5 protein-coding genes are annotated in these 6,000 nt (G+C 70.9%); 4 read left to right on the forward strand and 1 reads right to left on the reverse strand.

What is annotated here, in order from left to right:
- The first annotated feature begins 208 nt into the window (after positions 1-208).
- From O4U47_RS27220 to O4U47_RS27230, 3 genes are all read left to right on the forward strand, one after another.
- Complete coding sequence (locus tag O4U47_RS27220; protein WP_408639038.1) at positions 209-2,602, forward strand: sodium-translocating pyrophosphatase; 2,394 nt, start codon at positions 209-211, stop codon at positions 2,600-2,602.
- A gap of 269 nt (positions 2,603-2,871) precedes the next feature.
- A complete protein-coding gene (locus tag O4U47_RS27225) occupies positions 2,872-3,471 on the forward strand; it encodes an SMI1/KNR4 family protein (RefSeq protein ID WP_270680833.1) in 600 nt (199 codons plus the stop codon).
- Positions 3,472-3,719: 248 nt separating this feature from the next.
- Positions 3,720-4,208, forward strand: coding sequence for a glutathione peroxidase (locus O4U47_RS27230; protein WP_270680834.1), 489 nt, complete (start codon positions 3,720-3,722; stop codon positions 4,206-4,208).
- Between the two features lie 98 nt (positions 4,209-4,306).
- On the opposite strand, the gene O4U47_RS27235 is transcribed toward O4U47_RS27230, so the two are convergent.
- Entirely contained in the window at positions 4,307-4,642 is a 336-nt protein-coding gene (locus O4U47_RS27235) for a hypothetical protein (RefSeq protein ID WP_270680835.1), read from the reverse strand.
- A 388-nt stretch (positions 4,643-5,030) separates the two neighbouring features.
- Here O4U47_RS27235 and O4U47_RS27240 point away from each other — a divergent pair, with 388 nt between their 5' ends.
- Complete coding sequence (locus O4U47_RS27240; RefSeq protein WP_270680836.1) at positions 5,031-5,513, forward strand: SixA phosphatase family protein; 483 nt, start codon at positions 5,031-5,033, stop codon at positions 5,511-5,513.
- Positions 5,514-6,000: the final 487 nt, after the last annotated feature.

Below are 6,000 nucleotides of genomic sequence, written 5' to 3' on the forward strand. Positions count from 1 at the left end.
CTGGCACCAGCGGCACCGATGTCCGATGACCGATAACCGAAGAATACGTGCAGTACGTGGTGGTGGCACCCACATGACCCTGCTCTGCGCGCCGCGCACCCCGTGCGCAGCGCCTGCGGGGCCGGTACGTGCCCGTCTCTAGGAGGACGGATTGTCTGGGCTCAGCAGCCTCGCCGTGGACAGCGGCCCGGCGCTCGCCCTGGACGGCATGAATTTCACGCTCGTCGTCGTGGTCCTGGTGGTGGCGCTCCTCGCGCTCGCCGTCGCCGGGGCCCTGGTGCGTGAGGTTCTCAACGCCGAACAGGGAACCGAGCGGATGCAGAACATCGCGCTCGCGGTACAAGAGGGCGCGGCGGCGTATCTCAAACGCCAGTTCCGCACCCTCGTCGTTTTCGTCGTCGTCATTCCCCTGCTCCTTCTCCTCCTGCCCGCCGACAGCGAGGCGGTCAGGTACGGGCGCTCGGTCTTCTTCGCGATAGGCGCGGTCTTCTCCGCGCTGACCGGCTTCATCGGGATGTGGCTCGCCGTCCGCGGGAACGTGCGCGTGGCCGCCGCCGCCCGGGAGGGCGGCCAGGCCGGAGAGCACCGGGCGATGCGCATCGCCTTCCGCACCGGCGGCGTCGCGGGCATGTTCACGGTCGGCCTGGGCCTGCTCGGCGCTGCGATCGTGGTCCTCGCCTACCGCGGCGACGCGCCCATCGTCCTCGAGGGCTTCGGGTTCGGTGCCGCGCTGCTCGCCATGTTCATGCGTGTGGGCGGCGGCATCTTCACCAAGGCGGCCGACGTCGGCGCCGACCTCGTCGGCAAGGTGGAACAGGGCATCCCCGAGGACGACCCCCGCAACGCCGCCACCATCGCCGACAACGTGGGCGACAACGTCGGCGACTGCGCGGGCATGGCCGCCGACCTCTTCGAGTCCTACGCGGTGGTCCTGGTGGCCTCGCTCATCCTGGGCCGCGTCGCCTTCGGTGTGGAAGGGCTGGTCTTCCCGCTGCTGGTGCCCATGATCGGCGTCATCACCGCGGTCATCGGCATCTTCGTGACCGCCCCGCGCGCGCGGGACAAGAACGCGATGTCGGCCATCAACCGCGGGTTCTTCATCTCCGCCGTCATCTCGGCCGTGCTGGTCGCGATCACCTCCTACGCCTACCTGCCCTCCAGCTTCGCGGAGCTGCAGGGCGTGGACGAGGCCACCGCCGCCCTCGACGGCGACCCGCGGCTGATCGCGTTCGGCTCCGTCCTGGTCGGCCTCCTGCTGGCGGCCGCCATCCAGCTCCTCACCGGCTACTTCACCGAGACCACCATGCGCCCGGTCCGGGAGATCGGGGAGAGCTCGGAGACCGGCGCCGCCACGGTCATCCTGTCCGGCATCTCGGTCGGCCTGGAGTCGGCGGTCTACTCGGCGCTGCTCATCGCGGGGGCCGTGTACGCGGCCTTCCTCATCGGCGGCGTCTCGGTCACCGTCAGCCTCTTCGCCGTCGCCCTCGCCGGCACCGGTCTGCTCACCACGGTCGGCGTCATCGTCGCCATGGACACCTTCGGGCCGGTCTCCGACAACGCCCAGGGGATCGCGGAGATGTCCGGCGACGTCGAAGGGCGCGGCGCGGACGCCCTCACCAGCCTCGACGCGGTCGGCAACACCACCAAGGCGATCACCAAGGGCATCGCGATCGCCACCGCGGTCCTGGCGGCCACCGCGCTGTTCGGGGCGTTCCGCACCTCGGTGGAGGGGGCGCTCGGCGATGCGGCCGACACCTTCAGCCTCTCCATCGACCAGCCCAACGTGCTGGTCGGCGTCATCATCGGCGCCTCGGTGGTGTTCCTGTTCTCCGGCCTGGCCGTGATGGCGGTGGGCCGCGCCGCCGGCCGCGTGGTGATGGAGGTGCGCGAGCAGTTCCGCAGCCGCCCGGGGATCATGGACGGCACCGAGAAGCCCGAGTACGCGCGGGTGGTCGACATCTGCACCCGGGACTCGCTGCGGGAGCTGGTCACCCCCGGGCTGCTGGCCGTGCTCACCCCGATCGCGGTCGGCTTCGCCCTCGGCTACGCCTCGCTGGGCGCCTTCCTCGGCGGTGCGATCGCGGCCGGTGCGCTCATGGCGGTCTTCCTCGCCAACTCCGGCGGCGCCTGGGACAACGCCAAGAAGCTGGTCGAGGACGGCCACCACGGCGGCAAGGGGTCGGAGGCGCACGAGGCCACCGTCATCGGCGACACGGTCGGCGACCCCTTCAAGGACACCGCCGGCCCGGCGATCAACCCGCTGCTGAAGGTGATGAACCTGGTGGCGCTGATCATCGCGCCGAGCGTGGTGCTCTACGCCGACAACGTGGCGCTGCGGGCGGGCGCGACCGTGCTCGCCGTGGGCGTGATCGCCGGGGCCATCGTGTGGTCCAAGCGGCGAGGGAGCACCGAGGCCCCGGCGCAGCAGATCCCGGCCGCCCGGGAGGAGGCGCCGGTCTCCGACGAGCCGGGCTCCGAGCGCGGTGTCGAGGCCGCCCCGAAGGGTGAGGCGGCGGACGCCTCCGAAGCGCGCGACGAAGGCGACGATGGGGAAGGTGACGGCGATAAGGAGCCGGTCACCGACGGGACCGCCAAGGACTGATCCCGAAGCCCTCACGCGAGGCCGCCCGGACTCCGTCCGGGCGGCCTCGGCCGTTCCCACCCCGCGCTCGCCCGCCCCTCTCCCGACGTCTTCTCCGCACGTCGGGGCGGAACCCTCTCGGCACCGGCGCGACCACTCGGCCGACCCCGGGGGCGTCGTCGCCGAAATCGACGGCGCGGACTCGGGTCGGGCGGGGACGAAGGAAAAGGTCGTCCAGGACGGAGAACACGGGGTGCCCGCGGGAGCCGGCGTGTGCTTTGATCGCCGTCATGATGGACGGCGCCCCCCTCCCCGAATCCTCGGTGCCCGGCTCCTGGGCCCGGATCGACGCCTGGCTGTACGCGAACGCCCCGGCCGACCACGCATTGCTCAGACCGCCGGCGGACCCCGAAGCGGTCGAGGCCGCGCAGGCCGAGATGGGGATGCGCTTCCCACCCGACCTGCTCGCCTCGCTCGCCTGTCACGACGGGATGGAGGGGTGGCGCTCCGCCTTCCCGGGGCGGCCTCCCGCACCGGTCGACAAGATCGTCGAGCATTGGCACCTGTGCAACGACATCTACGAGGACCTGCGCCTGGATGACGAGGACGTCCTGGACGAAGACGAGGAACCCTGGTGGCACCCCTCGTGGATCCCCTGGGCGGTGTTCGACGGCGACTCCGACGTGATCGACATGCGGCCGGGGCCCGGGCAGGGGAGGCTGGGCAACGCCGAACACGACGACCGCGCCAACTTCCTCAACGGGTGGCCCTCCCTGGGCGCCTACCTCGCCGAGGTCGCCGACGTCCTGGAGAACGGCGGCCGGGTCGGAGGATTCCTGGCCCCGCGCGTCGACTCCGAGGGAAGGCTCCACTGGGAACGCGCGTTGTAGACGGCGGGCTCTGCGGGAACATGCGCCTCAGAGACCGTCGGGTGACCGGACATAAGCGATGGGCCGCTCCTACAGGCGCCCTCCCCAGGAAACGCCACGGCGAGCACAGGCGGTCGTCGCTCCGGTCGCGTCCCCGATGGTCTCCGGCGCCCCCACAGAAGCAGCGCGGACCGACGCCGGGAGCCGAGTACGCTCCTGCCGCGAACCGCGCGTGCACGGCCTACGCACCGCCTCGACCAAGGAGCGACATGTCCGTCCTCGACGTCAAGATCGACGCCCTCACCGGTGGCCCCGCCGACCTCGACGGGTATCGCGGCAAAGCCGTGCTGCTCGTCAACGTGGCATCCAAGTGCGGTCTCACTCCGCAGTACACCGCCCTGGAGGAACTCCAGCGGCGCTACGCACCGCGCGGCTTCACCGTCGTGGGCGTGCCCTGCAACCAGTTCATGGGCCAGGAGCCCGGAACCGCCGAGGAGATCGCGGAGTTCTGCTCGGCCACCTACGGCGTCACCTTCCCCATGACGGAGAAGGTCGACGTGAACGGCGACGACCGGCACCCGCTGTACGCCCGGCTCGTCGACACCGCCGACGCCGAGGGCTATAGCGGCGATATCCGTTGGAACTTCGAGAAATTCCTCGTGGCCCCGGACGGCACGGTCGCCGCGCGCTTCTCCCCGCAGACCGAGCCGGACGGCGCCGAGGTGACCGACGCGATCGAGGCGGTCCTCCCCGGCTGAGGGGGCGGCACCGGACCAGCGCACAAAGGCACAAAGGAGGGGCGCCGGCCGACGCCGGCGCCCCTCTTCTGCGTTCCCCTCTGTACTGCTCGAGGACGTCAGGTGCCACCGTCCTCCTGCGCCTGTGTCTGACGGGCCGCCCCGAGCCTCAGGCGGTCGAGGACGGCCGCGCCCGCCAGGACGAGGAGGGCGTAGTTCGTCTGCTCGAAGTAGTGCATGAGGACGGCGGCGACGAGCACGGTGGCGGCGCCGACGACGACGCGGGTGATACGGCCCTGGGAGCCGAAGAGGACCAAGAAGGAGAGGAGCGCCAGGACGGCGAGGTCGGGCCGGCCTGAGAAAGCGGCGAAGAGCCCGCAGCCCGCGAGGAGAGCGGTGCCGACGAGGGCGCAAACGCCGGTGGTGGGAACGGAGGCGGGGGCGATGGGGGCCATGGGGGATTCCTTCTCTCTCTCGGTCCCGGGGCTCGGGTTCGTGCCGTGGTGCCGCGTCGGCCGGCACCTCCGGCGGACTCCGGTGCCGGTGCTGCGTGCCGACTGATGACGATGATTCCGCGAGGGGGCCGGGCGGCGGCAGACGGAGAAGTCACCGGTGCGGGCTGACCCGGGCCACGGGGCGGGGGGTGACAAACGTCAGCACGACCCTTCATAGGCTGGGGCGAGACGACCCGTCCGGCGCGATCCGGCCGGCGGCGTCCGGTCGGAGGGTTCGGGCCGAGGCAGAGGAGGGGCACGTGACCGGGATGAAGGGCCTCGTCGCGGTGGTGGGCATCATGCTCGCCCTCATGGCGGTGATGGCGGTCGTGGCCACGGTGGCGGCGCCATGACGGGCACGCTGGTGATCGTCCGCCATGCAAAGGCGGAGCACGGGCACGGCGACGACCACGCGCGCCGGCTGACCGGCAAGGGGCGCGCGCAGGCGCAGGCGGCGGGGAAGCTGCTCGCCGATGCGGGGATCGTTCCGGAGCAGGTGATCTGTTCGACGTCGGCCCGGACCCGGGAGACGTTGGAGCTGGCGCTGGAGCAGATGCCGGGGCGGCCGCAGGTCGACTATGAGGACGCGGCTTACGGTGCGGACGACCACGGGCTCTACGAGCTGGTGAACCGTGTTCCCCAGGACGTGGGGACCGTGATGCTGGTCGGGCACAACCCGGCGGTCGCGCAGATGGCGTCGTCGTTCCTGGACGAGGAGGCCTACGGCGGGTACGTGGCGTTCCCGCCGGGGAGCGTCGCCGTGGTCCGGATGGAGGTCGACTGGCTCTATGCGGCGCCGGGCACGGGGGCGGGACGGCTCCTCACCGGTTAGGCGGGGGATGCGGAGGTCCACGCATGGGCCGGCCGGTGGCGGGAACCCCTGCACACCAGGGGTTCCGCACGCGGTGGCGCCGGTTCAGCCGACCGTTTGCCTTCTGGCGGATCGGTCCCTATAGTGGATCGGGTCGCCTTGAGCCGGGTCGAAGACTCCGGGCTCGGGCGGCGGTCTTTCTCGGTCGAAGCGAACACTGGTCCGAAGATCGGTGGGCGTGACCGCCTCCTTCCGGAATCCGGAACACTCTGGTCCGAGCACCGGCGGAACCATGGCATACTTGCCGAGGTCTTCACGCCGTTCTCGCTCCGGGGGAAACCGGAACAAGGGACGGAATCAGGAAAGATCCGGAACAAACCGCCGATTTGGCGGGCCGGGGAACACCTGATAAAGTAAAGACACAACAAAGCGGAAAGCCGCCTCTAGCGGAAAAGCGGTCGGGCCGGGAACGGATTCGGGGCTTGTACGGGATGAGCGGTTGCTTCTT

Source organism: Nocardiopsis suaedae, assembly GCF_027706745.1.
GTDB lineage: Bacteria > Actinomycetota > Actinomycetes > Streptosporangiales > Streptosporangiaceae > Nocardiopsis_A > Nocardiopsis_A suaedae.

What these genes read in the sequence shown, in the direction of transcription:
- O4U47_RS27220 (WP_408639038.1), top strand. Translation starts at nt 209, where the DNA reads ATGAATTTCACGCTCGTCGTCGTGGTCCTGGTGGTGGCGCTCCTCGCG.
- O4U47_RS27225 (WP_270680833.1), top strand. Translation starts at nt 2,872, where the DNA reads ATGATGGACGGCGCCCCCCTCCCCGAATCCTCGGTGCCCGGCTCCTGG.
- O4U47_RS27235 (WP_270680835.1), bottom strand. Translation starts at nt 4,642, where the DNA reads ATGGCCCCCATCGCCCCCGCCTCCGTTCCCACCACCGGCGTTTGCGCC.
- O4U47_RS27230 (WP_270680834.1), top strand. Translation starts at nt 3,720, where the DNA reads ATGTCCGTCCTCGACGTCAAGATCGACGCCCTCACCGGTGGCCCCGCC.
- O4U47_RS27240 (WP_270680836.1), top strand. Translation starts at nt 5,031, where the DNA reads ATGACGGGCACGCTGGTGATCGTCCGCCATGCAAAGGCGGAGCACGGG.